Source organism: Pseudomonas sp. PA1(2017), assembly GCF_001945375.1.
Classification (GTDB): Bacteria; Pseudomonadota; Gammaproteobacteria; order Pseudomonadales; family Pseudomonadaceae; genus Aquipseudomonas.
The window spans coordinates 539,461-563,130 of the sequence record NZ_MSXU01000001.1 but is presented as its reverse complement, the minus strand read 5'-3'; the positions used below and the strand labels follow the sequence as shown (position 1 = coordinate 563,130).

The 23,670-nt window shown below is 64.0% G+C and carries 20 protein-coding genes; 5 read left to right on the top strand and 15 right to left on the bottom strand.

What is annotated here, in order from left to right:
* Positions 1 to 251: 251 nt before the first annotated feature.
* On the top strand, positions 252 to 1,226 hold the full coding sequence (locus tag BVH01_RS02555) for a serine/threonine protein kinase (protein ID WP_075928820.1): 975 nt from the start codon (positions 252 to 254) through the stop codon (positions 1,224 to 1,226).
* Positions 1,227 to 1,316: 90 nt separating this feature from the next.
* Positions 1,317 to 2,213 (top strand): EamA family transporter RarD, encoded by an 897-nt coding sequence (gene rarD / locus BVH01_RS02550; protein ID WP_075928819.1) that lies wholly within the window; start codon positions 1,317 to 1,319, stop codon positions 2,211 to 2,213.
* 47 nt (positions 2,214 to 2,260) lie between these two features.
* On the opposite strand, the gene BVH01_RS02545 is transcribed toward rarD, so the two are convergent.
* Together BVH01_RS02545 and BVH01_RS02540 are read right to left on the bottom strand one after the other, a co-directional pair.
* Positions 2,261 to 2,779, bottom strand: a complete 519-nt coding sequence (locus BVH01_RS02545; protein WP_075928818.1) for a glycine cleavage system protein R — start codon at positions 2,777 to 2,779, stop codon at positions 2,261 to 2,263.
* A 22-nt stretch (positions 2,780 to 2,801) separates the two neighbouring features.
* On the bottom strand, positions 2,802 to 3,248 hold the full coding sequence (locus tag BVH01_RS02540; RefSeq protein WP_075928817.1) for a GNAT family N-acetyltransferase: 447 nt from the start codon (positions 3,246 to 3,248) through the stop codon (positions 2,802 to 2,804).
* A gap of 310 nt (positions 3,249 to 3,558) precedes the next feature.
* Here BVH01_RS02540 and BVH01_RS02535 point away from each other — a divergent pair, with 310 nt between their 5' ends.
* A complete protein-coding gene (locus BVH01_RS02535; RefSeq protein WP_075928816.1) occupies positions 3,559 to 5,736 on the top strand; it encodes a malate synthase G in 2,178 nt (725 codons plus the stop codon).
* 73 nt (positions 5,737 to 5,809) lie between these two features.
* Here the strand turns inward: BVH01_RS02535 and BVH01_RS02530 are convergent, their stop codons facing one another.
* Entirely contained in the window at positions 5,810 to 6,853 is a 1,044-nt protein-coding gene (locus BVH01_RS02530; protein WP_075928815.1) for an acyltransferase, read from the bottom strand.
* 87 nt (positions 6,854 to 6,940) lie between these two features.
* Complete coding sequence (locus BVH01_RS02525) at positions 6,941 to 7,984, bottom strand: glycoside hydrolase family 5 protein (RefSeq protein ID WP_075928814.1); 1,044 nt, start codon at positions 7,982 to 7,984, stop codon at positions 6,941 to 6,943.
* Positions 7,985 to 8,518: 534 nt separating this feature from the next.
* On the opposite strand from BVH01_RS02525, the gene BVH01_RS02520 reads away from it, so the two are divergent.
* Both BVH01_RS02520 and BVH01_RS02515 read left to right on the top strand, forming a co-directional pair.
* A complete protein-coding gene (locus tag BVH01_RS02520; protein WP_075928813.1) occupies positions 8,519 to 10,450 on the top strand; it encodes a putative nucleotidyltransferase substrate binding domain-containing protein in 1,932 nt (643 codons plus the stop codon).
* Positions 10,447 to 11,154: a PolC-type DNA polymerase III gene (locus tag BVH01_RS02515; protein ID WP_075928812.1), complete on the top strand. Its 708-nt coding sequence runs from the start codon at positions 10,447 to 10,449 to the stop codon at positions 11,152 to 11,154. The genes BVH01_RS02520 and BVH01_RS02515 overlap by 4 nt, the downstream gene beginning before the upstream one ends.
* A gap of 108 nt (positions 11,155 to 11,262) precedes the next feature.
* Here the strand turns inward: BVH01_RS02515 and yegQ are convergent, their stop codons facing one another.
* The 11 genes from yegQ to BVH01_RS02460 all read right to left on the bottom strand — a co-directional run bounded on the left by yegQ (position 11,263) and on the right by BVH01_RS02460 (position 23,556).
* Positions 11,263 to 12,570 carry a tRNA 5-hydroxyuridine modification protein YegQ gene (gene yegQ, locus BVH01_RS02510; RefSeq protein ID WP_075928811.1) on the bottom strand — a complete coding sequence of 436 codons (1,308 nt, stop codon included), beginning with the start codon at positions 12,568 to 12,570 and terminating at the stop codon, positions 11,263 to 11,265.
* Between the two features lie 212 nt (positions 12,571 to 12,782).
* Positions 12,783 to 13,085 carry a hypothetical protein gene (locus tag BVH01_RS02505; RefSeq protein WP_075928810.1) on the bottom strand — a complete coding sequence of 101 codons (303 nt, stop codon included), beginning with the start codon at positions 13,083 to 13,085 and terminating at the stop codon, positions 12,783 to 12,785.
* Positions 13,086 to 13,130: 45 nt separating this feature from the next.
* Entirely contained in the window at positions 13,131 to 14,480 is a 1,350-nt protein-coding gene (gene creD / locus BVH01_RS02500) for a cell envelope integrity protein CreD (protein WP_075928809.1), read from the bottom strand.
* A 148-nt stretch (positions 14,481 to 14,628) separates the two neighbouring features.
* Entirely contained in the window at positions 14,629 to 15,066 is a 438-nt protein-coding gene (locus BVH01_RS02495) for a CBS domain-containing protein (RefSeq protein WP_075928808.1), read from the bottom strand.
* A 120-nt stretch (positions 15,067 to 15,186) separates the two neighbouring features.
* The gene (creC, locus tag BVH01_RS02490; protein ID WP_075928807.1) at positions 15,187 to 16,608 is read right to left on the bottom strand and encodes a two-component system sensor histidine kinase CreC; all 1,422 of its coding nucleotides are present in this window, start codon (positions 16,606 to 16,608) and stop codon (positions 15,187 to 15,189) included.
* 28 nt (positions 16,609 to 16,636) lie between these two features.
* Positions 16,637 to 17,314 (bottom strand): two-component system response regulator CreB, encoded by a 678-nt coding sequence (creB, locus tag BVH01_RS02485; protein ID WP_075928806.1) that lies wholly within the window; start codon positions 17,312 to 17,314, stop codon positions 16,637 to 16,639.
* A 755-nt stretch (positions 17,315 to 18,069) separates the two neighbouring features.
* Positions 18,070 to 20,097, bottom strand: coding sequence for a methyl-accepting chemotaxis protein (locus BVH01_RS02480; RefSeq protein ID WP_075928805.1), 2,028 nt, complete (start codon positions 20,095 to 20,097; stop codon positions 18,070 to 18,072).
* A 105-nt stretch (positions 20,098 to 20,202) separates the two neighbouring features.
* The gene (locus BVH01_RS02475) at positions 20,203 to 20,703 is read right to left on the bottom strand and encodes an ATP-dependent zinc protease (protein WP_075928804.1); all 501 of its coding nucleotides are present in this window, start codon (positions 20,701 to 20,703) and stop codon (positions 20,203 to 20,205) included.
* 284 nt (positions 20,704 to 20,987) lie between these two features.
* Positions 20,988 to 21,722, bottom strand: a complete 735-nt coding sequence (locus BVH01_RS02470; RefSeq protein ID WP_075928803.1) for an amino acid ABC transporter ATP-binding protein — start codon at positions 21,720 to 21,722, stop codon at positions 20,988 to 20,990.
* Positions 21,715 to 22,677: an amino acid ABC transporter permease gene (locus tag BVH01_RS02465; protein WP_075928802.1), complete on the bottom strand. Its 963-nt coding sequence runs from the start codon at positions 22,675 to 22,677 to the stop codon at positions 21,715 to 21,717. Before BVH01_RS02465 ends, BVH01_RS02470 begins: the two co-directional genes overlap by 8 nt.
* 87 nt (positions 22,678 to 22,764) lie before the next feature.
* Positions 22,765 to 23,556, bottom strand: a complete 792-nt coding sequence (locus BVH01_RS02460; RefSeq protein WP_075928801.1) for a transporter substrate-binding domain-containing protein — start codon at positions 23,554 to 23,556, stop codon at positions 22,765 to 22,767.
* Between the last annotated feature and the right edge of the window lie 114 nt (positions 23,557 to 23,670).

The following is a 23,670-nucleotide window of genomic DNA, read 5'->3' as shown; positions in this document are numbered from 1 at the left end:
GGCTAAATGAGCCGGCGAGAAACGCCGCATTGCGGCAAAACGGGCCCGGCCCTTCGGGTTGCGCGAGAAATCTCGCCATGCGTTGTTGGAGGACTTGGCAAGGGAACAACCATTCCCTGCGTCCTCCGCCTAGCCTGGCGAGATTTTTCGCAGCAACGCGGCTTGCGCGGTAGTGTCAACAGGCCCTAGCGAATAATGCCGGTGTCCGCCGTCGAGGCGTTACACTCTGCGGCCAACCGCAGGAGCCGCCCATGACCCATCCCTTCGCCGCCCTTACCCCCGATCTGGTTCTGGATGCCGTCGAGAGCCTGGGTTACCTCAGCGATGCACGTGTGTTGGCACTGAACAGCTACGAAAACCGCGTCTATCAAGTGGGCATCGAGGCCGAGACGCCGCTGATCGCCAAGTTCTACCGGCCCGATCGCTGGACCGATGCAGCGATACGCGAAGAACACAGTTTCACTGCCGAACTGGCCGATCACGAAGTGCCCGTGGTCGCGCCGTTACAGCGCGACGGCGAAACCCTGTTCGAACACGCCGGTTTTCGTTTTTCGCTGTTTCCACGCCGCGGCGGACGGGCACCCGAGCCAGGCAACCTGGATCAGCTCTATCGCCTCGGCCAGCTGCTCGGCCGCCTGCACGCGGTCGGTTCGCTGCGCCCGTTCGAGCACCGCGAAGCCCTGCGGGTGGACAACTTCGGTCATGCCTCGCTGGCGACCCTGCTGGCAGGCAACTTCGTCCCCAAAAGCCTGCTGCCCGCCTACGAATCGGTGGCGCGCGACCTGCTAGCGCGCCTGGATCGACTGTTCGCGGCCAACCCGGCCAAGGCGATCCGCCTGCACGGCGACTGCCACCCCGGCAACCTGCTGTGCCGCGACGAGACCTACCACATGGTCGACCTGGACGACTGCCGCATGGGGCCGGCCATTCAGGACCTGTGGATGATGCTCGCAGGCGACCGCCATGAGCGCCTCGGACAGATAGCCGAACTGGTCGACGGCTACGGGGAGTTCCACGATTTCGACCCACGCGAACTGCCGCTGATCGAAGGCTTTCGCTCCCTGCGCCTGATGCATTACAGCGCCTGGCTGGCGCGCCGCTGGGACGACCCGGCCTTCCCGCAGAGCTTTCCCTGGTTCGGCAGCGAGCGCTACTGGGGCGAACAGATCCTCATGCTGCGCGAGCAGATCGCGGCGCTGGATGAAGAGCCGCTGAAGCTATTTTGAAACCCACGGACTCGGCAAGAAAAAGCTGAACGTGCAGACAACTGCGCACTAGAATGATGCGTTTTCCCCACTGCCTCGATAAGGACTTACATGGCCACCGCAGATTTGCGCCGCGGCTACATCCTGGGCCTTTCCGCTTATGTCATCTGGGGCCTGTTCCCGATGTACTTCAAGGCGATCCAGGCCGTTCCCTCGCTGGAAATCATCGTTCATCGCGCCATCTGGTCGGCGCTGTTTGGCGCCCTGCTGCTGCTCGTCTGGAAGCACCCGGGCTGGCTGCGCGAGCTGATCGACCACCCCAAGCGCTTCGCGGTGCTGGCCCTGAGCGGCTCGCTGATCGCCGGCAACTGGCTGATCTACGTCTGGGCAGTGAACAACGGGCGCATGCTCGAAGCGAGCCTGGGTTACTACATCAACCCGTTGGTCAACGTGCTGCTCGGCATGCTGATTCTCGGTGAGCGGCTGCGCCGCCTGCAGTGGGTGGCGGTGGCACTGGCCGCCGCCGGGGTGGCCCAGCAGCTGTGGCAGGTGGGTAGCCTGCCCTGGGTGTCGCTGGCGCTGGCGTTGAGCTTCGCGACCTACGGGCTGATTCGCAAGAAAGCGCCGGTCGCCGCGCTGCCGGGCCTGGTGGTGGAAACCTGGATTCTGCTGCCTCTGGCCATCGGCTGGATCGTGCTGCACCCCGACGCCATGAGTAGCCAACCGGCGTTCTGGACCACCAGTGAAGCGCTGTGGCTGATGGCCGCCGGGCCGGTCACGCTGATCCCGCTGGTGTGCTTCAACGCCGCGGCGCGCCACCTGCCCTATACCACACTGGGTTTCCTGCAGTACGTGGCGCCGACCCTGGTGCTGCTGCTGGCGGTGTTCATGTTCGACGAGCACCTGGACCCAGCCAAGCTGGTCGCCTTCCTGTTCATCTGGGCGGGGTTGGCGGTATACAGCGTCGATGCCTGGCTGACGCTACGCAAGCGACCGGCACGGGTGTGAAACAGCAAGGCCGCTGATCGAGCGGCCTTGTCGCTTCACTCGACGGCTCAATCTTCCATGCGCAGCTTGAGCTCCACCATCAGGTCGTCCGCCAGGCCCTCCAGGGAAGTCTGCAGCGTGCTCAGCGGCAGGCCCTCGGGCACGGCCAGAGTTGCTTGGGCGTGAAACAGCGGCTCGCCGCTCATGGGCGCGGGCGTCACCTCGGTGACCAGGTTCTCCAGGTTGACGCCATTGGCGGCCAGCAATCGGGTGATGTCGCGCACGATACCGGCGCGATCGTTGCCCAGCAGATCGAGGTGAATCGATTTCCAGGTGCAGTCCGGCTCGGCTCCGGCGGAGGCGAGTTGCACGCGGATGCCCTGGGCACTGAGCTCGTTCAGGGCCTCCATCAGCGCACCATGGGAGGCCGCTGGCACGTCCACGCGCAGGATGCCGGCGAACTGCCCGGCCATCCGCGACATGCGGCTCTCCAGCCAGTTGCCACCGTGCCTGGCCACGCATTGAGCGACGCGCTCGACCAGGCCCGGCTGGTCCTGAGCGATGACGGTGAGTATCAGGTGATCCATGTGCCGTTCTCCTCTATGGCGCTCAACTCAGGTCGAGCCGGTAGGTCAGGTAGATCGCATCACGCACGTAGCCCAGGCGCTCGTAGAGCGACTGTGCCACTTCGTTGGTACGTGCGGTTTCCAGATGCAGCCCGCAGGCGCCGTTACGCAGCCCGTGCTCGCGGGCTGCTTCCAGCAGCCGCTCGCCGATACCCTGGCGGCGCGCGTGCTCGGCCACGTACAGGTCGCTGAGCAGAAAGCTGGGGCGCAGCGCCAGCGAGTCATACAGGGGATAGAGTTGCACGAAGCCCTGGGCGTTCGCCCCATCGTCTCTGGCGATCAGCAGGGTCGAATCGTCGCGTTCCAGGCGCTCGGCCAGGAAAGCACGAACCTGGCGCTCGGGCTTGCCGACGTCATAGAAATCCAGATAGGCGGCGAACATCGGTATCAGGTCATCCAGATCCGCGGCGGTGGCGATGCGTGTGGGCATGGTGGTGTTCCTCGTCAGGAGCCTGGAGTATAGGCAGCTCTCGACGGCAAGTGGCGCCCAGAGATACGACCAAGATCGCGTCGATCATTTCTGGACTGTTTTTCCCGATTCGTTCATGTAGTATCGGACAAAACCCACTACATGAACCAAAACCCAGTCCTGCTGGTTGTGGAAAACCCCGCTCACGAAGCACCTCCAGACACACCGCCGCAACGCGGGTAGCCGTCGACCACGGCCCCGAGGCGGTCTGCCTGCGCAGCACCGAGGGTTCCCGCCGTTACAGAGGCTAAGCGAAGCAGAGAGGCGAGAGATGACTGAGCGTGTTCGAGTCGGTGGCCTGCAGGTCGCCAAGGTGCTGTTCGATTTCATCAACAACGAAGCCATTCCCGGCAGCGGCGTGACAGCCGATGCATTCTGGGCCGGCGCCGATGCCGTATTCGGCGACCTGGCGCCGAAGAACCGGGCCCTCCTCGACAAGCGCGATCTGTTGCAGGCGCAGATCGACGGCTGGCACCGCGAGCGGGCCGGAAAACCTCACGATGCAGCGGCCTACAAAGCTTTCCTGGAACAGATCGGCTATCTGCAACCACAGCCTGAAACCGTGCAGGCCAGCACCGAAAACGTCGACGACGAGATCGCCCGCATGGCCGGCCCACAGCTGGTGGTGCCGGTGATGAACGCACGTTTCGCGCTCAACGCCAGCAACGCCCGCTGGGGCTCGCTGTACGACGCGCTGTACGGCACCGATGCGATCAGCGAGGAAGGCGGCGCCGAAAGGGGCAAGGGCTACAACCGCGTACGCGGCGACAAGGTGATCGCTGCCGCGCGATCCTTCCTCGATGAAAACGCGCCGCTGGCCACCGGCTCCCACGCCGAGGTCACCGGTTACCGCATCGAAGGCGACAAACTGCTGGTTACCCTGGCCAATGGCGACATCAGCGGCCTGCGCGACGCCGATCAACTGGTCGGCTTCCAGGGCGAGGCCGCCGCGCCCATCGCCATCCTGCTCAAGCACAACGGCCTGCATTTCGAGATCCAGATCGACGCCGCCAGCCCGATCGGCAGCACCGACGCCGCTGGCGTGAAGGACGTGCTGATGGAGTCGGCGCTGACCACCATCATGGACTGCGAAGACTCGGTGGCCGCGGTGGATGCCGACGACAAGGCCCTGGTCTACCGCAACTGGCTGGGCCTGATGAAGGGCGATCTCAGCGAAGAGGTAAGCAAGGGCGGCAATACCTTCACCCGCACCATGAACCCGGATCGCGTCTATACCCGGCCCAATGGCGGCGAGCTGACCCTGCACGGGCGCAGCCTGCTGTTCGTGCGCAACGTCGGCCACCTGATGACCAACCCGGCGGTGCTCGACGCCAGCGGCAACGAGCTGCCCGAAGGCATCCTCGATGCGCTGTGCACCAGCCTCGCTGCGCTGCACAACCTCAATGGCAGCAGCAGCCGCGCCAACAGCCGCACCGGCTCGGTGTACATCGTCAAACCGAAGATGCACGGCCCCGAAGAAGTGGCGTTCACCAGCGAACTGTTCGGCCGTGTCGAGCAGGTGCTGGGCCTGGCACGCAACACCCTGAAGGTCGGTATCATGGACGAGGAACGGCGCACCACCGTCAACCTCAAGGCCTGCATCGCCGCGGCCAGCGAGCGTGTGGTGTTCATCAACACCGGCTTCCTCGACCGCACCGGCGACGAGATCCATACCTCCATGGAAGCCGGCGCCATGGTGCGCAAGGCCGCCATGAAGAGTGAGAAGTGGATCAGCGCCTACGAGAACAACAACGTCGACGTCGGCCTGGCCAGCGGCCTGCAGGGCCGTGCGCAGATCGGCAAGGGCATGTGGGCGATGCCCGATCTGATGGCCGCCATGCTCGAACAGAAGATCGGCCACCCGCTGGCCGGCGCCAACACCGCCTGGGTGCCCTCGCCGACCGCCGCCACCCTGCACGCGCTGCACTATCACAAGGTCGACGTGTTCGCTCGCCAGGCCGAGCTGGCCAAGCGCACCCCGGCCTCGCTGGATGAAATCCTCAGCATTCCGCTGGCGCCAGACACCAACTGGAGCGACGAGGAAATCCGCAACGAGCTGGACAACAATGCCCAGGGCATCCTCGGCTACGTGGTGCGCTGGATCGACCAGGGCGTCGGCTGCTCCAAGGTGCCGGACATCAACGATGTCGGCCTGATGGAAGACCGCGCCACCCTGCGTATCTCCAGTCAACTGCTGGCCAACTGGCTGCGCCACGGCGTGGTCAGCGAGGCGCAGGTGCTCGAAAGCCTCAAGCGCATGGCGCCAGTGGTGGATCGGCAGAACGCCGCTGACCCGCTGTATCGCCCGATGGCACCTGGTTTCGACGGCAACATCGCCTTCCAGGCGGCCGTGGAGCTGGTGCTCGAAGGCGCCAAGCAGCCCAACGGTTACACCGAGCCGGTGCTGCACCGCCGTCGCCGCGAACTGAAGGCCAGCCTGGCGCGCTAAGCGTCAACGCAAAGAAGAAAACCGCCGAAAGGCGGTTTTCTTTTGGGCGGGATCAAACATCGACCCTGGGTTTTCATCTTGCCGGCTGCGCCGCCACCCGACGTTGCTGCCAGCGATAGACCGAGAAGCGCTCCGGCATCTCGTACAGCCAGTTGATGCCCAGCGCCTGGAGAATCTTCGCTGCGATGATCGGCAGCAGCACGCCGGCCAGGCAACCCACGACGATATGCAAGGTGTCGTCGTTGATGCCCAGGAACTTGCTGAGGATCACCCGCGCACCGCTGCCAGCCAGGATGTGCATCAGGAAGATCGGCATCGACAGCGCGCCCAGGGTCAGCATCCAGCCCATCGGTCGGCGCGCCAGCACCATGCACAGGCTGACGGTGAACAGGATGCCAATGAAGGCCACCACCAGCGACGCCGCACCACGGTCGGCATAGGTCAGCCCGAGTAAGCCATGGAACACGTATTGCGCCACAACGAAGGCCAAGCCACTGCCGAGCGCCACAGCCGAGGCACGGGGCTCGATGCTGCCGCGGATCTGGTTGAACCAGATGCCCAGGGCGAAGAACACGAAGTTCTGGGCAAGGAACACCAATGCCGCCACGCGCGGCGTCCATTGCTGCAGCAGGTAGAACAACGCGCTGAGCACCAGCAGCGGCAGGAAAGCCCGTGTGGAAAAGCTGCGGTAAAGGAGGATCGCCAGGCAGAACGCGGCGAACAGCGCATACAGGAACCAGAACTGCGCCCGCGGTGACCACAGCAACGCCAGCACCTCGCCCATGCCCACGCCACCATTGGTGTAGCGCGCCAGCACCACTTCGATGGTGCCTTGCAGCAGCGACCAGAGCACGAACGGATAGAAGATGGTGTCGATCTTGTTGCAGAACAGTCCGGCACTGCCGCGATTGTTCAGCGAGTGCCAGAAGAACAGCCCGGACAGGAAGAAGAACAGTGGCATATGGAAGGTGTAGATGATGCTGTCCACCAGCCAGTGAAAGTCCACGTTCTCGGTGATGATGCCGCCGTTGAGCAAGCCACGCACCACATGGCCATAGACCACCAGGAGGATGCCGATGGCCTTGGCGTAATCCACCCATAGATTGCGGTTTGTCATGCGAGCATCCTTGAGATCGGGTACGGCGGAGGGGGCGATGGCGGCGACTTGAGCGCCGCCACGCTGATCAGAGCGTCAACCCGCGCTTCAGGTTCCCGGCCCGATACTGGTGCAGTTGCCACCCCCCAGGTACTTCTGCAGCACCGCCCATTGCGGACGATCCACACCCTTGACCGGCTCGACGGACAGCTTGTTCTTGCCCCACGACGGCCCGGCTGCCCAGTAGGTGAACGGAATGCAGTGTTTCTGCAGGTAGGCGAGCGTCTGATCCAGCGCTTTGAGGCCGCTCTCGTCTTCGGCCGGCACGCCGAACTCACCGATATGGCCCTTCTTGTTGTGCTTGATCAGCCAGTTGACGAATGGCTCGATGCGTTTGACGCCGATCTGCGGATCGAGGTCAGTGGCCAGCGCAGTCTTGTAGGTACCGCTGGCATCCGGGTCGATGTACATGTGCGCCGAATAGATCAGCTTGTCCGCCGGGTCCTTCAGGTCGAGCAGGTCGTCGTTGAGCTTGGGCCAGCGCAGCGACGACGAATACTCGGCACCCTCGACGTAGATATCGTTCTTCGAGTCAAACTTGCGCACACCGTCGATACCGGCCTGGGCCACCTGCGGCCAGAACTTGTTGGCCGCACCATAGGGCTCGTTCATCAGATCGTAGGAATACACGGCCGGGTGCTTGCCCCAGCGCTTGGCGATGCGCTCCATCAGGTTTTGATAGGCGGAAATCGGTACGTCGTCGGTGCCGATCACCTTGCCGTAGTAGCGGCCATAGTTGTGCACGTCGAGCATCACCTCGATACCCGCTTGCTGCGCTTCATCGAGGGTCTTGTCGATCAGCTTGGCGTAGGCCTCGTCGAACTCGCCATTGGCCTCTGGCTGCAGCCGCTCCCAAATGAAGGAGAAGCGCACCCAACTGATGCCCTTCTGCTGCCACTTCTCGTAATAGCCCTTGGGCGGGAAGAAGAAGTTGGTGCCGTGCTTGCCGGGAAGCACCGAGCTGGCGAATCCCGCGCCCGCGACGTTGATGCCGATCAGTTCGACGGGCTTCTGTTGTGCGCTGGCGACGCCGCAGCTCAACAGGATGCTGGTGCCGAGCGCCACGGCGTGACGCAGAATGCTGCCATTCATAGATGATGTCTCCTCTGTGCCTGGAAGGGATGACTGCCTGAAAAACGCGTCTCAGACACATCAGGACGTCAATGAAGTTGAGAGGTTCACCGTAGGCCGGCATATTCGTCCGCCAATCGCCTGGCCGAGGGTCTGTTCCCGTTTCACGCACGGCCGCGCCGGAGCCAGTTCTTGCGCGAGGCAAGGGCCGCGCCCGCTCCCGGCGGGCTTGCGGCATTTCCCACATCCATGTGGGTCACACAGATGCGAAGTTTGGCAGGCCAAATGAGCCATCGAGTAACGCCGCATCGCGCAAGAACTGGCCCGGCCCTCCGGGTGGGGCCGCCTAGGTTGCGCGGGAAATGACCTCCGCTGTCGTGCAAGGGAAGACGCGGACGGCTAGTCCATTCCCTTCGTCCTGCGCCTAATCGGAGGCCATTTCTCGCGGCAACGCGGCTCGCGCTGAAACGGGAACAGACCCTAGACTTACGTCCTATGTCGATTCACGGCACGGCTCGCCACCATGCCGCTACAAGAACAAAAGGAACGCGCGCAATGAAACCAGCCGACGATTTCGTTCAGGCCGGCAAGACAGCGGTACGCCAGAACGTCCACGGCACCATGGAATTTCTGCAGAAATTCCCGCCCTTCAATCAGATGGATGCTGCCCATCTCGCGTATCTGGTCGAGCACTGCCAGCTGCGCTTCTATGGCGAAGACGAGGTGATCATCCACCCGGACGATGGCCCGGTACAGCACCTGTACATCGTCAAGCAGGGCCGCGTGCACGGTCAGCGCCCGCACTCGGCACGGCGCGGCACGGAAACCACCTTCGAGATCACCAGCGGCGAATGCTTTCCCATGGCCGCGCTGATCGGCGAACGCGCTACCCGCACCGCCCACCTGGCCGCTGAAGATACCTTCTGCCTGCTGCTCGACAAGGCCGCCTTCGCCCGGCTGTTCGGCCAGTCCACGCCGCTGCGCGACTTCGCCCTGCGCGGCGTCAGCAGCCTGCTCGACCAGGTCAACCAGCAGGTGCAGATGCGCGCCGTGGAAACCCTCGGTTCGCAGTATTCGCTCGACACCCGCCTGGGCGATCTGGCCATGCGCCAACCGATCTCCTGTGCGCCCGACCTGCCGCTGCGCGACGCGGTGCGGCAGATGCACGAACAGCAGGTCGGCAGCATCGTCATCGTCGACCCGGGCTTGCGCCCCCAGGGCATCTTCACCCTGCGCGACCTGCGCCGCGCGGTGGCCGACGGCAGCTCCCTGGAGCAACCGATCAGCAGCCTCATGACCCAGGCGCCGTTCCATCTGCCACCAGGCGCCAGCGCCTTCGACGCCGCCATCGCCATGACCGAGCGACATATCGCCCACGTCTGCCTGGTGGAACAGGGCAAGCTGTGCGGCGTGGTCTCCGAACGCGACCTGTTCTCCCTGCAGCGCGTCGACCTGGTGCATCTGGCGCGCACCATTCGACATGCCGGCCGGGTGGAAACCCTGGCCGCGCTGCGCGAGGACATCCGCCAGTTGGTCGACCGCATGCTCGCCCACGGTGCCAGCGCCAGCCAGATCACCCATATCGTCACCCTGCTCAACGACCACACCGTGTGCCGGGTGATCGAGCTGACCATCGAGGACCTGGGCGATCCGGGCGTGCCCTTCGCCTGGCTGTGTTTCGGCAGCGAGGGCCGGCGCGAGCAGACCCTGCACACCGACCAGGACAACGGCATCCTCTTCGAAGCCCGCGACAATGTGCAGGCGGCGGAAATTCGTGGCCGCCTGCTGCCGCTGGCCATGGAGATAAACCAACGCCTGGCGCGCTGCGGCTTCACCCTGTGCAAGGGCGACATCATGGCCGGCAACCCGCAGCTGTGCCTGTCGCGCCAGGAATGGTCGCGGCGCTTCGCCGGCTTCATCCGCGAAGCCTCACCGGAAAACCTGCTGGCCTCGACCATCTACTTCGACCTGCGCACCGTGTGGGGCGATGCCAGTGGTTGCGAAACCCTGCGTGACGAGCTGCTCGGGCAGATCGCCGACAACCGCCTGTTCCAGCGCATGATGGCCGACAACGCCTTACGCCAGCGCCCGCCGGTAGGCCGCTTCCGGGATTTCGTGGTGGCCCGGCGCGGCGCCGAGAAGGACACCCTGGACCTCAAATCCCAGGGCCTTACGCCCTTCGTCGATGGCGCCCGCCTGCTGGCGCTGGCCAACGGCATCAAGGCCTGCAATACCCAGCAGCGCCTACGCGAGCTGAGTGCCCGCGGGATCATCGACAAGCTGGATGGCGCCGCCTATGAGGAGGCCTACCACTTCATCCAGCAGACGCGCCTGCAGCAGCATCAGTTGCAGGCCCGCCAGGCCCAGCCCTACTCCAACCGCCTCGACCCGGACAGCCTCAACCACCTGGACCGGCGCATCCTGCGTGAATCCTTCCGTCAGGCCCAGCGTCTGCAAACCAGCCTGGGGCTACGTTACCAACTATGAACGCACTGGCCTGGCTGACCCGCCGCCGCACTGCCCTGCCCGACGACCAGCAGCGCCGCTGCACCGCCCTGCCGGCACCACGGCCGGCGGATGACACGCCCCTGGCGCAGCAACGCCTGGTGGTGCTCGACCTGGAAACCAGTGGCCTGGATCTCAAGCGCGACGAAGTGCTGTCGATTGGCGCCGTGGTCATCGACAACGGCGCCATCCAGCTCGGTGAACAATTCGAATGCACCCTGCACCGCGATGGCCACACCGTCAGCGCCAGCGTGTTGATCCACGGCCTGGCGCCCAGCGACATCGCCGCCGGCATCGAGCCCGCCGAAGCGTTGCTGGCGTTCATGGAGTTTCTCGGCGACAGCCCGCTGCTGGCCTTTCACGCCGGCTTCGACCAGCGCATGCTGGCCCGCGCCCTCAAGGACACCCTCAACCTGCGCCTGCGCCACCCTTTCTATGATGTCGCCGAGCTGGCACCCATGCTCTGCCCACAGGCAGAGATCCGCAACGGCGGCCTGGACGACTGGACCGCGCACTTCGGCCTGCAGGTCGGCCAGCGCCACCACGCCAGCGCCGACGCCCTGGTGACCGCCGAACTGGCACTGATCCTGTTCAGCCGCGCGCGCAAGCAACAGGCCGACAGCCTCAAGGCACTGGAGCAACGGCTGAAGAGCTGGCGGCAGCGGTTGCAGGGGCCTTCGCTCTAGTCGTGGACCGTCCCGGGTTACGCCTTCGGCTAACCCGGGCTACGAAATTGCTCGCAGTCCCGTAGCCTGCGGTTGAGCGTAGCGATACCCAGGAAGGGCAACGCCTAACTAAACATCGCGCATCAACAGCGCAAAGCGCAGATCCACCTCGGGCGGCACCGGCAGGTACACCACATGGCCATCGCCGGGCGCCACGCTGATCGGTTCGCCCGCGCGATTTTGCAGATGCTCCAGGGTGAAACGCAGGTTGCCCTTGGGCGTCATCAGCTCCATGCCGTCCCCCACCGTGAAGCGGTTCTTCACCCGCACTTCGGCCAACTCACCACGGCGATCGCCGCTCAGCTCGCCGACGAACTGCTGGCGATCGGAGACCGAGCTGCCGTGCCCGTAATTCTGATATTCATCATGCACGTGGCGGCGCAGGAAGCCTTCGGTGTAGCCGCGATTGGCGAGCGACTCCAGGTTGGCCATGAGGCCGCGGTCGAACGGCCGACCTGCCACCGCATCGTCGATGGCCTGGCGATACACCTGGGCGGTGCGGGCGCAGTAGTAATGGCTCTTGGTGCGCCCTTCGATCTTCAGCGAATGCACGCCCATCTTCACCAGCTGCTCGACGTGCTGCACGGCGCGCAGGTCCCGGGAGTTCATGATGTAGGTACCGTGCTCGTCCTCGAATACCGGCATCTGCTGTTCGCCATCCTCGAGCACGAATACCTGGTCGCTCGGCGCGCCGATACCCAACGTCGGCTCGACCACCCGGACGATCTCACCCAGCTCGTTCTCGCCTGCCGCCTTGAGGTCGTACTGCCAGCGGCAGGCATTGGTGCAGGCGCCCTGATTGGGGTCGCGGCGGTTCAGGTAGCCGGACAACAGGCAGCGCCCCGAATAGGCCATGCACAGGGCGCCGTGGACGAACACTTCCAGCTCGATCTCCGGCACCTGGGTGCGGATTTCCTCGATCTCACCGAGCGACAGCTCCCGCGACAGGATCACCCGCTCCAGGCCCTGCCCCTGCCAGAACGCCACGCTGGCCCAGTTCACCGCATTGGCCTGAACCGAGAGGTGGATCGGCATCTGTGGATAACGGCCGCGCACCAGCATGATCAACCCCGGGTCGGACATGATCAGCGCGTCCGGCGCCATGTCGATGACCGGCTGCAGGTCGTCGAGAAAGGTCTTCAGCTTGGCGTTGTGCGGGGCGATGTTGACCACCACGTAGAAGCGCTTGCCCAGCACGTGCGCCTCGCGAATGCCCTGGGCCAGGTTGCCGTGATCGAACTCGTTGTTGCGCACCCGCAGGCTGTAGCGGGGCTGCCCGGCGTACACCGCATCGGCGCCGTAGGCGAAGGCGTAGCGCATGTTCTTCAGGCTGCCGGCCGGTGACAGCAGTTCGGGGCGAAACGGTTGGCTGGACATGGAGCAACGCACTCGCGAAAAACGGGGCCGGCGATTCTAGAGACCCCGGCCCGCCCAGCCATTGATCCAGGTCTATGACGACGCCGGCCCGACCTGTTCCAGCGACCGGCGGCCATCGCAGCGCACCGGGCACGGCGCAGGGAACAACCGGGCGATGCAACGTGCCAGTTTCTGCCCTGCCCTGCGCTCCTCTCGCAGCCCGACACGCCCGCTCATCGCCGGTACCACAGGCGAAAGAGGCCAGTCGCGAACAACAGGGCGATCTGCGCCATGGCCACGCACAGTTGCAGGAACGACTGCACGGTGCTGTTGGCCGCAGCATCGGTAACGCCCGTCAGGCCATTCCAGAACGCCGCTGGCAACAGTTGCAGGCCCAGGGTTGCGACCGGCCAGCCGCTGAGCATGAGCGCCTCGATCCAGTCGAAGCGGCCGACGAACATCATGCCGATCAGCAGTACACCGGCGATGCACAGGCCAAGGGCGAAGCAGGCGGAAAATTGCATCAAGACTCGCATGGCGATCTCCATGGGGCGGGCGTTGCGGCACGCCCCGGCAAAGGGTCAGGACGTGAAGGTGTCGCTGGTGGCCGGGCGGCCGACGCCGTACCAGTCGAGCTTGCGGGTCAGCACCATCACGCAGCCCAGCACGCCGAATACCAGCAGCGAGCCCATCAGCAGGGCGTAGTCCTCGGCGCTGAGCAGGCCGTAGAGCAGCCCGTACAGGGCAGCCAGCAGCCCGCCGAAGGCCGCCCCACGCAACCAGCTGCGCAGCACGCTGCTGACGTAGAAGGTATTCAGCGCCACGCAGCCCAGGGCGGACAGGCCGTAGGCGACGGTGAACCCCAGGTGCTCGGAGAGCGACAGCAACAGCAGGTAGAACAGCGCCATGGACAGGCCCACCAGGGCGTACTGCACCGGGTGCACGGCCATGCGCTTGAGTACTTCGAACAGGAAGAACACGGCGAAGGTCAGGCTGATGAACAGCAGCGCATATTTGATCGCCCGATCGGCCTTGAGGTACTGGTCCACCGGATCGATGAAGCTGACCCCGAGGGCGCGGCTCTGCATGGCGGCGCAGGAGCCGCTGACGCAGCTGCTCAGGGCATCCTGCATATCGGTGGCGAAGAAGCTGGTCTGCCATTTGGCGGTAAAGCCCTGCTGCGTCACCTCACGCTGGCTGGGTAGGAACTCGCCGATGAAGCTTGGGTGTGGCCAGTCCGAGCGCAGGGTGACCTGGCTCTCGCGGCCAACCGGGGTGATGCTCAGTTGCTCGGTGCCCTGCAGCTTGAGGTCGAAGGCGAAGCTGTAGACCTGCTCGTTGCGGGTATCGCGAGGCGGCAGCGCCACGTGCACGCCGCTGCCAAAGTTGTCGTCGCCACTGCCCGGCTCGAAGCTCAGGCTGGCGCCATTGAGCTGCAGCTTGAGGTCGTTGCCGATGCCACGCACATCACTGATGCCCACGGCGATGAAGGGCTCGCCGAACCGGTAGGCGTCGACATCGCTGATGCCGTAGTTGGCCGGCACCGTGAACTCGCCGCTGACCTGGCTATCGCTGTGGTACAGGCGCGCCTGGTAGATACCGCGATAACGCAGCTCGGTACGCACGTCGCCGTCGAGGGTGAAGCGCTCGGGCAGAAAGTACAGGCGGCCCTGCTCGATGGACTCTTCCTGATAACGCTCGTCACTGTCCTTGCGGGTTTTCCAGGTCAGCACCTTCTTGAGATACGGCACCACCATGATCGGCCCGGTGATCTGCTGGGCGTAGCTCGAGCTACGGGCGATGTCGCGCAGCACCTCGTCGCGCGCGCCCTGGCGCTCGCCGACCAAACCATCGATCAACAACAGGGGAATCATCAACAACAGAATCAACAGGGCGATAGTGCCCAGTTTGAACAGCAGGCTTCGGTTCATGGCACAGCGCTCCGTGCAGTTGGGATGCACGCAGTCTGGCCACGCCCGGTGGAGGCAGCGTGGAGCGCGGATGGAGATTATGTGGGAATTGTGAGAGGTCAGCGCAGCGGGTGGATCAAGGCGTCACCCGCCGCGCCTGGTGCGTCGTTCATTCGCCGCGGATGTACTGCTCCAGGTGCTGGATCAGGTTTTCCTGCTGACTGATGATGTCCTTGACCAGGTCACCGATGGAGAGCAGGCCAACCAGCCGACCGTCACTGATCACCGGCAGGTGGCGCAGGCGTCCGGTGGTCATCAGCTCCATGCAGTGGCGGCTGTCTTCCTCGGGCGTCACGGTAATGACCTTGCTGGTCATGATCTCGCTGACCTTGAGGTTAGCCGGCGAGCGCTCCTGTACCGCCACCTTGCGCACGTAGTCGCGCTCGCTGACGATGCCGGCCAGGCGCTCGCCTTCGAGCACCACCAGGGCGCCGATGCCCTTCTCGGCCATCAGTTTCACCGCCGCGAACACGCTGCTGTCTGGGGTGACGCTGTATACGTTGGATATCGGCTTGCTCTTGAGCACGTCAGCCACGGTCTTTTTCATGCGCGTTCTTCCTGTCCCGGTAGATTGGCGAACGGCTTCAGAATAGCCAAAGTGCCGGCATCTGTACGCATTGTGTTTGCCACAAGTCGCCGCCAGCATGGCCGAGGTCGCAGCCACGCCTCAACGCGGGAAGCGCAATGCAACCTCCACACCGCCCTCGACGTTGGCGATGCTCAGCGTCGCCCCGTGCAGCTGCGCCACCTCCTGCACGAAGTTGAGCCCCAGGCCGGTGCTCTTGCGCCCGGTGGCCGGTCGCGCCAGGGAGTAGAAGCGCTCGGTCAGGCGCGCCAGGGCGTAGTCGGGAATCGTCGGTCCCTGGTTGAACAGGCACAATTGCACGGCATCGTCATCGGCTGCGCAGGTAAAGCGGATCAGCCCGCCGGGCGGCGTGAAATCCAACGCGTTGTCGAGCAGGTTGCTCAACGCCTGGCGCAGCAGGAAACGCTCGCCGAGCAGGACCTGCGAGGCGTCGACGCGGTTGTCCACCCGCACCTGGCGCTGTTCGATACGCGCCATCTGGGCGTGCACCAGTTCGTCGATCATCGGCTGCAACGGCACGGCGACACGCTCTTCGAGACCCTGGCGCTGCTCGACCTGGGCCAGGTGCAGCAAACGCTCGATCAGGTTCTGCAAGCGCTCGCCTTCTTCGCCGATATTGGCCACGAAACGCTGGCGCTGGGCTTCGAGCATCTCGCCTTCCAGCAGCTCGGCGGCGCCGCGGATCGCCGCCAGCGGGCTCTTCAGTTCATGGGTCAGGGTGTGCACGTAGCGCTCGACGTAGGCCTTGCCCTCCAGCTCGGTGCGCATGCGCTCCACCGCCTGGGCCAGTTGGCCGAGTTCGCCGCCGCGCACCTGGGGCAACTCGGCGCGCTGGCCCTCGCTGACCGCCTGTGCATAGCGGGTCAAACGACGCAGCGAGCCGCTCAGCCACCAACTGAGCAAACCGCCGACCAGCAGGCCCAGGCCGATCAGCCCGGCACCGAGCCAGCCCAGGCGCCGCTGCGAGCGCTCGATATAAGGCTGCAACGTGCGATTGGGCTTGGCCACCGACACCACACCAAGAATCCGCTCGCCATCGACGATGGGCGCGGCCACGTACATCACGGAGGAATCCGGGTCGTTCGGATCCTCCCGGGTGGAGCGCACGCCATAACGCCCCTGCAGGGTCAGGTAGACGTCGTTCCAGCGCGAATAGTCCTGCCCTACCGCCAAGCCGCTGGAATCGAGCAATACGACGCCATTGGCATCGGTGACGTAGATGCGGTGGTTGACCTGGTTCTTCGCCACGCCCCAGATCTGCGCACCGGGCTGGCGCTGCCCGTAGGCCTTGAGCAATTCGGGCAACTGCCCCTGGGCGAGGCGGCCATCGCGCACGTCTTCGCGCAGCAGCACCGCCAACAGGTGCGCGGTATCGACCAGGGTCTCCTCGGTGGACTGGCGCACGCCGGGGCGGATCTCATCCATCACCGTGCTCAGCACGAACCAGCCGGACAACCCGACGAACAGGAAGTAGGCCAGAAAGATACGGACTCCAAGCGGCATCAGCAGGCCTCCTGAACGGTGAGCATCGCTATTCGAGCCGCAGGCTGTAGCCAAGCCCGCGATGGGTCTGAATCGGCTCGGCCTGGGGCGCGACCTGGCGCAGCTTGGCGCGCAGGCTCTTGATATGGCTGTCGATATTGCGCTCGTAGCCGGCGTCGGCCGGCACGCCCAGGGCGTCGAGCAACTGCTCGCGGCTGAACACCCGCTCGGGCTGGCCGAGCAGGCATTGCAGCAACTGGAATTCGAGTCGGGTCAGGCTCAGGGGCTGGCCGTGGTAGTCGATGCGCACCCGCTCGCTGTCGAGATGAAACGGGCCTTCGCTGGGCCTGGTGACAGGCTCGCGGGGCGTCACGCGCTTGAGAATCGCCTTGACCCGCGCCGCCACCTCCCGCGGGCTGAAGGGCTTGACCACGTAATCATCGGCGCCGATCTCCAGCCCCACCACGCGGTCGATCTCGTCATTGCGCGCGGTCAGGAACATCACCGGCACTTCGGAAAACCGCCGCAACCGCTTGCAGGCCTCGAAGCCGCTGATGTCGGGCAAGCCGACGTCGAGAATCACCAAGTCGTAACCCTCGCGCTCGAGCAGTGCCAGCGCTTCGCCACCGAGGGTCGACCAGCGGGTGCCGAAGCCCTCGGCCTGCAGGGCATAAACCAGGGTATCGGCGATTGCGGCTTCATCTTCGACGATCAGGATTGTCGCCATGGTTGGCATCCTTGCGGCACGTGGGGTGCGGAGCCTGCGCGAGGCCGTGGTCAGCGTCAATAGCATGAAGCGCCGGTACTCATGCACAAAACAAGTGGATCTTTCTGTGGATAAGCTTGGAGCTAAGTGCTGAACGCCACTGGAAACGCGCCTTCCGGTCAACCGATCATTATTTGACCAGCGCCTTATTCACAGATGAAAGCGTGACAACCCGCTTTTACTAAAGGAATTCTGTCAAGACACGTGGATACGTCGGCACACTGGGGAAAATACACAACTTGAGTGGAACACTTTGTGGATAACCTTTGCATGGCCGGCTACAGACCATGACAACCGGGCGCTCCAGCGCACTGATCATTTCCTGAGCAATGATCAGAGGTGATGAAAATATTCGCGCTTTGAGCGATGAGGCATTTCCATCCACAAAAATCTTCGTCAAGGCAGATCGCTATACACAATAGCCGTGGAAGATTTTGTGGATAACCCTGGTATCGAACCGTGGAGGCCACGCCATGCGTGGCATTTGGACGCCTGATCAATTATTGACCAGGTCCATCCAGGGATGCTCCAACCTATTGTATCGCTTGACTTTACTGACTTTTGCAGGCCTGTAATCCGGCTGCGGCAGCAGACGAGCATTCATGCACAATGCCCGTGCATGAGCCTGTGGACAACCTGAAGATCATCCTCTGCAGGCCAGTGAAATCGAGGCCTGCAAAGGATCGTTCATTTATCGACCAGCTTTCGCCCTGCTCTCATTCCACGCGAAAACGGCCGGTGTTACGCGACAGGGTTTCGCTGCCGCGACGCAGTTGCTCACTGGCGTCGCTGACCATGCGCGCGCCGTCCAGCAGCTCGCTGGCCGCCTGATCGACTTGCTGAATATTGCCGCTCACCTCGTCGGCGGTCGCGGCCTGCTGCTCGGCAGCGGTGGCGATCTGCGCCAAGCGGTCACTGACGCGTTGCACCGACTCGACGATGCCGTCGAGATCCGCACTCATCGCCAGCACGTTACCCACATCGCCCTCGGCCTGATGCATGGCCTGCTCCATCTCGGCGACGGACTGGCCCACCACCTTGTGCAGATCACCAACGGTCTGGGCGATCTCCGCCGTGGAGTTCTGGGTGCGCTGCGACAAAGAGCGCACCTCATCGGCGACCACCGCGAAGCCACGCCCCTGCTCACCGGCACGCGCCGCTTCGATGGCCGCATTGAGTGCCAGGAGGTTGGTCTGCTCGGCGATGCCCTTGATCACGTCGACCACCCGGGTGATCTGCTCGGTCTGCTGGCGCAGCTTCTGCAGGGTCTGCGCGCTGCCGGCCAGACGCCCGCTGAGCTCACGCATGCTGGCGCTGGTGCGGGCGCTGCGCTGGTTGCTCTGGTTGGCGATCTCGCGGGTCTGCCCGGCTTCCTGGGCGGCCTGCTCGCAGCTCTGCGCAACGCTCTGGGCGGTGGCGGCCATCTGCGTGGCAGCGGTGGCGATCTGGCTCATCTGTGCCTGCTGCTGTTCGACCGCGTTCAGCGAGCCCGCCGCCTGGCTTCCCAGACTACGCACGGTCTCATCGAGGCTCCGCCCTTCGCGGCCGACACCCTGCATGGAGTCGCGCAACTGGGCGACGGCGGTGTTCAGGGCGGTGGAGATCGCCGCCAGGTCGTCGGCGCCATGCACCTGCATGCACACCCGCAAATCGCCGTCACGCAGGCCCTCGGCGGCCTGGATGATGCCGGCGGTGCTGCGACGGATGGAGGCGTTGAGGCACAGCAGCAGATACAGCGCCAGCAGGGTCAGCACGGCGAAGATCAACGTGGTGTGCAGCATGTCCTGGCGGGCATTGCCCTGATAGTCGCCGATGTTGGAGTTGAACTGCTCGTATACCGCCTGGCGCAGGCCTTTGAGGTTTTCCTGCAACGCCTGAACCTGCTGCACGAACTGCGCGGGCTGCAGCACCATGGGGCTGGCCTCGAACATGTCGCGGTCGACTTCGGCGAAAAATTTCTGCAGGCCATCTTCGACCTGGGCGTAAGGCTGCTGCAGGGTTCGCAAAACCCGCGGCGAAGCCTGCTGCAAAGCGGTGCGCGATTTGGCGATCTGTGCACCAGCTTGTTCCAGCGAACGGCGCAGGTCACGCACCGCCACCCGGTTCTGCAGGGTGAAATGCTGCGCCACCAGCGAACCATATCCCTGGCTGGCGAAGCTGCCCAGATTCTCGGACAGGCGCGGCAGGGTCAGCGTCAGCTGCTCCATCATCAGGTAGGTGTCGAGGAAGGGATCGAGAATCAGGCCACTGTCGGTCGCGACCTGCTCACGTAGCACGGTTAGCAGCGAGAGTGTGCTCTGGTAACGCTCGAGTGCGTCGAGCAGTGCCATTTTACCCAAAACCGCTAGGTCCAGCTCAGCCACCGAAGCCTGCAAGGCCTCGAGTTGCCGGCCGGTTTCCTCGCTGGGCGTGAGCTTTACCTGCTCGGCCGCGGCCGCCAGAGCCTCGCCGAGCTTGCCGCTACGCTCGCGCAGGAGCGCCTCGGCCGCCTTGTCATTACCCTTCCAGCGTGCCAGCAACAGGCGTTGCTCATGCAGCTCCTGCTCGACCGCACCCAGCGCCTGCACGCCCTGCATGCCGTCTACCTCGCTGCGTAGCACCTCGATGCGCTCGAGGTTGCCGCTCATCATCACCCAGAGCGCGTAGCCCAGGGGGATGACGAACAGCACGAACAACAGTTGGAACTTGCGGGCGAAGCTGACGCGCTCCAGCACGCGTATACCCGGTTTGAGCAATCCCCACATACATCACCTCGGAACGCGCCACAGTCCAAAAACGCCGTGGCAATGTGCCATTTCGAGGCAAGAATCACACCGGACTGCGCGAAAGGGAAGCGCAGTCTTTGCAAATCAACAGCTGGGCCGCTCAGCGGTATAGCGATTGGAGGGGTCGATGGCCGCATCCAGTTTGCGGATGGCGCTGGCACCGATCAGCAACGGGTAGTCGAAGTGGCGGCGGTCGGTAAGATTGACCTCGATGTTACGCAGCTCCTCGCCCAGGCAGATGTCCATGTTGACCACCGGGCGCGCGGAATAGGACGGTTTGGCAGAGCTGCCCTCCTCCGCGCGGTTCTTGATCTCGGTGACACGCGCCAGGGGTTTCTCGAAGACCTTATCGTCGGCATCATCGACGGCCAGGCGGAAACGCACCCAGTCCTCGCCATCACGCTCGAACTGCTCGATGTCACGGGCGGACAGCGAAGCGGTCATCGCACCGGTGTCCATCTTGGCCTTGAGGGTCTGGCCGAGCTGGGGCAGTTGAATGTATTCGTAGCGACCGTAGAGAGTCGGCTGATCGGCCATCGCCGGCAGGGTAATGGCAGCGGCCAGCAGGGCTAGAACGGTTTTCACGCCTTAACGTCCTCGTATGAAATTGAGAACATTGGGACTGGGGGAGGCGTGAATGGTTCTGGAAAACTGCCGGAGCGATGCGTGCTCGAAGCGACGCCTGAGGGGCCGCGATGTGGCGTTAGCGGACATTCCCCGATCCACTGTGGGAGTCGCGACCTCGCGGCGAATCGCTCAGGCACCGCCGAAATAGGCAGTCAGGCTGCAATCGTTTCGCCCCGAGGTCGGGGCTCCCACAGGTTGGTTTGAGCGGCCGCTTTTGCCTCGAAGCGACTCAACACTTCTCGCTACAACACTTGCCGCAAGAACGCCTGGGCACGCGCATCCTTCGGCTGGGCGAAGAACTCGGCAGGTGGCGCGTCTTCCAGCAGCTTGCCGTGATCGAAGAACAGCACGCGGTCGGCCACTTCGCGGGCGAAGCCCATCTCGTGGGTGACGCAGACCATGGTCATGCCTTCGAGCGCCAGCTGCTTCATCACGTCAAGCACTTCGCCGACCATTTCCGGGTCGAGGGCCGAGGTAGGCTCGTCGAACAGCATCACCTTGGGGTCCATGCACAGGGCGCGGGCTATGGCTACGCGCTGCTGCTGGCCGCCGGAGAGACGCGACGGAAACTCACCGGCCTTCTGGCCGATGCCCACCTTGTCGAGGAGCGCCCGGGCCTTGGCTTCACGCTCGGCCTTGCCGCGCTTGCGCACGACCTTCTGCGCCAGGCACAGATTCTCCAGCACGGTCATGTGCGGGAACAGGTTGAAGTGCTGGAACACCATGCCGACTTCACGACGGTAGGCATTGATGTCGGTCTTCGGGTTGGCGAGATCGAGGCCATCGATGCTCACCGAGCCTTCGTCCAGTTCTTCCAGGCCATTGAGGCAGCGCAGGAAGGTCGACTTGCCGGAGCCGGACGGGCCGATCACCACCAGCACCTCGCCGCGTGCCACCTGGGTGGTCACGCCATCGACGGCGCGCACCTGCTGGCCGCGGGCGTCGAACACCTTGATCAGATCACGGACTTCAATCACTTTGCGCGAGCCTCCGTTCCAGGCGGTTGGCGATCTGCGACAGCGGCAGGTTGATCACCAGATAAAGGGCCGCGACGCAGAACCAGATCTCGAACGTGGAGAACGAGGTGGTGATGGCTTCGCGGCCGCTCTTGGTCAGCTCGGTGATGGCGATCACCGAGACCAGCGAGGTGTCCTTGACCAGGCTGATGAACTGCCCGGCCAATGGCGGCAGCACACGCTTGAACGCTTGCGGCAGGATCACATGGCGCATCGACTGCGCGGCGCTCAGCCCCAGTGAACGGGCCGCTTCATCCTGGCCACGAACGATGGACTGCACACCGGCGCGCACGATCTCGCCGACATAGGCGCCGGTGAACAACGCCAGCGCCGCCACGCCGGCGAACTCGCGGGATAGATCGAGCACCGTGCCGATGAAGAAATAGAAGATGAAGATCTGCACCAGCAGCGGCGTGCCGCGCACCAGTTCGACGTAAATCGTCGACAGGTGGCGCAGCGTCGGGTTGGCCGAGAGCCGGCACAGGCCGGTGACCAGGCCGATCAGCAAGCCGAACACGCCCGCCGCCACGGAAATCCACAGGGTGGTCCAGAGTCCCCAGAGCAGCGGCCCGGCGGCCCAATGGCGGTTGACGCCAATGACATCGCCCTCGGCGACGTCGTCGCCTTCGCTCAGTTGCAGGCTGTCGCCGGCCACAGTGAGCTGCTGCTGTTCCCCGCCTTCGCCGAGCAGCGTGACCAGGGCGTCGCTACCCTCGCGGCTGATGCTCTCGACGCTGCCATAGTCGGCCGCGCGCTGCGCCTCTTCGGCGTGGTAGGCGAAGTACTGGGGAACGCGATTCCAGCGCCATTCGTAGGAGATCAGCGAGGTGGAATACCAGATCGCCAGGATACCCAGGACCAGGATCAGCCCGGTCAGCAGGTGCCAGGGCCACTGGGCTTTCTTCTGTTTAGCCACGGTGAGTGTCTACCCGTTGAGTTGCCAACATGAAAGCGCGCGGACTAGCCGCGCGCCGGGGGTAGCGGAGATGAAGCGCTAGCGCGCTTATTCCATCTCTTTCAGCCAGTTAGTGCTCTTGAACCACTTGGCATGAATGCGATCGTAGGTGCCATCTTCGCGGATCTGGTGCAGCCAGTTGTTGATCCAGTTGATGCTGTCGTAATCGCCCTTCTTCAGGCCGAAGGCCAGGGGCTCGAAGGTGAACGGCTCATCGAGGAACACCAGCTTGCCGGCACCGGCCTTGTTAACCGCCACGACGTTGTACGGTGCGTCGTAGATGAAGGCATCGGCCTTGCCGTTGACCACGTCCATCACCGCTTCCTGCTCGTTGTCGAAGCCGCTGTACTTGGCCTGGGCGATCAGCTTCTTGGCGACCATCTCGCCGGTGGTGCCGATCTTCGAGGTGATGCGGTAGTCGGCGCTGTTCAGGTCCTTGTAGCTCTTGACCTTGTCAGCCAGTTCCTTGCGGATCAGCAGGGTCTGGCCGACCACGATGAAGGGCTCGGAGAAATTGATGCGCAGATTGCGCTCCTGGGTCAGGGTCATGCCCGAGCCGATCATGTCGAACTTGTCGGTCAGCAGGGCCGGGATGATGCCGTCGTAGGACGTGGAAACCAGCTCCAGCTTGACGCCCATGGCCTTGGTCATGGCCTTGAGCAGGTCGACTTCGAAGCCGATGATCTCACCGCGCTTGTTGGTCATCTCGAAGGGCATGTAGGTCGGGTCCATGCCCACGCGCAGGGTACCGCGCTTGACCGCGTCGTCGATGACGCCAGCTTGGGCGATGCCCGTGAAGGCGCAGACGGATAACAGCAGTGAGGCGACAAGCTTTTTCATTCTTGCTCCTGAAAGGCAAACGATTATGGGGCCGGCTCAGGCTCGTGCACCGGCACGGTGCAAGTGGCTGGCCCTTCGATAAGGCGGCGCGGCATGCTAACCGTGATCGCCGCC